The 3014-nt window shown below is 55.2% G+C and carries 1 protein-coding gene and 1 pseudogene; both read right to left on the bottom strand.

Features of this window, described 5'->3' with window-relative positions; all coding sequences use genetic code 11:
* On the bottom strand, window positions 1–2457 hold a 2457-nt coding region (locus ACEW8P_RS10990), incomplete at its 3' end, for a glucosidase (RefSeq protein ID WP_373513129.1).
* Between the two features lie 269 nt (window positions 2458–2726).
* Window positions 2727–3014: pseudogene (locus tag ACEW8P_RS10995) on the bottom strand (carbon starvation protein A); the annotation flags it as partial.

The raw sequence follows: 3014 nt of genomic DNA on the forward strand, positions 1-3014 counted from the left end.
TAGCTTCTCGTTGTCGCCGTAGATGGGGCGGCGACCGTTTTCGTCGCGCAAAAACAGCGATTTTAGCCGTTGTGCCACTTCGTCGGCTGCCTGACTGATGGTGATGAACCGCTCCGTGCCGACGGGCATCTCGATCTTGAACTCGTCGCCGTAGTAGTCGTGGAAGCGCCGCATCGACTGCACCAGCAGGTAGTTGACGGGCATCCAGACGGGGCCGCGCCAGTTGCTGTTGCCGCCAAACATATTCGTGGTACTTTCGGCCGGGGTGTAGGGTACCGTGAAATGCTGCCCGTTCAGTTCAAAATCGAACGGATCGTCTTCGTAAATCTTGGATAACGATCGGACGCCGTGGGGCGACAGGAACTCGTTTTCGTCCAGCATCCGACGTAGGAGGCACTTCATCCGATGGCCGCGCAGCAGGCTGAGCAAGTGCATATTTCCCTCGCCGTTCATACCCTCCCAGCGACTGACGAGCGCTTCCAGGTCGGGGCGCTGATTCATTAATTGGGCCATATGGGCCACCAGGTGCGGCAATTGCAGAAACTTGTCATCGTGGATCACTTCTACGGCAATCAGGGGCAGCAAGCCTACTAATGAGCGTAGCCTAAGCCGCCGCCAGCTACCGTCTTCGAGGTGTAGCATGTCGTAGTAGAAGCCGTCTTTCTCGTCCCAAAGCCCGGCGCCTTCCTCGTTGGCCATGTTGGCCATCGCCCCGGCGATATAGAAAAAATGCTCGCCGAACTTGATCGCCATGTCTTCATACACGGGCCGCGAACAGGCCAGTTCCATCGCCATACGCATCATGTTGAGCGAGTACATGGCCATCCAACTGGTGCCGTCGGACTGCTCGAGGGTGCCGCCGCCGGGAATTGGCGCGCTCCGGTCGAAGACGCCGATGTTATCCAGGCCCAAAAAGCCGCCTTCAAAGATGTTGTTGCCCTCCGTGTCCTTTTGATTGACCCACCAGGTGAAATTGAACATCAGCTTGTGAAAAACCTCTTCCAGGAAGTCAAGGTCGGCCTCGCCGGTCGCTGCCAGATCCATGTGGTAAATATCCAGCGCGGCCATCGCGTGGACGGGCGGGTTCACGTCGCCGAAGTTCCATTCGTAGGCGGGTAGTTGGCCGTTGGGGTGCATGTACCGCTCTTTCAGCAGCAGCGTGAGTTGGCTTTTGGCAAAATCCATATCGACCGCCGCTAGGGCCACGCAGTGAAAGGCCAGGTCCCAGGCCGCAAACCAGGGGTACTCCCACTTGTCGGGCATCGAAATGATGTCGGTGGCCCGCAGCTGATCCCAGTGCGAGTTTCGCTGCCGCTGTCTTGATTCGGGTGGCGTGGGTTCGCCCTCGTCGCCCGACAGCCAGCGGTTCACGTTGTAGTAGTAGTACTGCTTCGTCCACAGCATCCCGGCCATCGCCTGGCGCTGGACGTTGGTTTCATCTTCCGATCCGGTGGAAAATTTTGTCTTGTAAAAATCATCGGCTGCCTGTCGCTGAGCGTCCATGATTTTATCGAACTTAGCAAAGGGCTTGGTTTGTTTCTTGCTCGTCAGCCGTAGCCGGACGGAGACGCTTCCACCTGCTGGTACCGTCAGGGCGTAATGTAAGGCGGCTTTTGTCCCGGCGGGATTTGGGTTGATCGCGTCCTTCTCCCCTTGCACCAGGTAGCGGTCGATGCAATCTTTCGTATAGGGCGTTACGTTCAAAGCGCCGTACAGGCGTTCGTTGTTGGTTTCATTTTCAGTGAACAGTAGTTCGGCAGCTCCGTCGTTGTAGCAGTAGTAGTCATCTAGCACTTTCGAGCCCAGCAGCAGGGCGTTTTCTCCCACGACCGATATGATCGGCCTGTCGGCTTCCTGCTGCCAATCGGGCGTCTGCCGGAACCATAGCGTGGGCAAAATATGGATCGGGGCGTCGGACGTACTCCGGTTATGAACCGTGTACTGAGCCAGGATGTCGTGTTCGGCGTTTTTGGCATATTCCATGAAGACGTCGAAGTACTCATCCTTGTCAAACACGCCCGTATCCATCAACTCAAATTCCGGTTCCTGGCGCGAGCGGTGAGCGTTTTCGCTCAGCAGGCGTTCATAAGGAAAAACTTTTTGAGGGTACTTGTACAGCATCTTCATGTAGCTGTGTGACGGCACATTGTCGAGGTAGTAGTACATTTCCTTGACATCCTCGCCGTGGTTGCCCTCACTGTTGGTCAGGCCGAAGAGCCGCTCTTTCAGAATCGGGTCGCGCTCGTTCCACAAAGCCAAGGCAAGGCAGAGATGTTGATCTCGGTCGCTGATGCCGCCCAGGCCCTCCTCGCCCCAGCGGTAAGCTTTGCTTCGCGCCATGTCGTGGGTAGTATATTCCCAGGCATCGCCAGCGGAGCTGTAGTCTTCCCGGACGGTACCCCACTGCCGTTCGCTGAGGTAGGGTCCCCAGTCCCGCCAGGGTTGTGGGTCTTTCATTTTTTTAATTTCGGTCATAGGTTGGTCGTCGTGTTCGCTTAGCATTGAATTTACTACCATTTTATTGAAAGCGTGGGAGCGAAAAAATCGGGCCACTTCTGAGTTGCCAAGTAAAATTGGTGCCGTCGAGAATCCATCGCGCGTTGCGGTGAATTTCCACCGTTAGGGAAGTTTTCCTTTTTTTGATAAAAAAAAGCCCCACAACAGACCTTTCAACTCAATGCCGGAGAGCTCAATTCCAACTTCGTAAAGTCCGTATTAAAGGCACCTCATCCCACGAGCGAAGGCCGCTGCTTCCGGTATCTCAATGCGATAAAAGAAGCCGTAGCTGCAATCGTGACGGCGGTACCGAGGCCGTACGAAAGCTCGTGCGAAAGCTGGAACCCCTCGGGGGCAATGAAAATATAGGAACTACACACCATCGTCATGAATACCGCAGGCACCAGCGAGATCCAGTAGTTTTTATTCAGATTGGAAAGGTAAATCGTTATCGTCCAGAGTACTATGGTTGCCAAAGTCTGATTGCTCCAGGCGAAGTACCGCCAGATAATCCCGAA

This window comes from Persicitalea sp. (assembly GCF_041751555.1).
GTDB lineage: Bacteria > Bacteroidota > Bacteroidia > Cytophagales > Spirosomataceae > Persicitalea.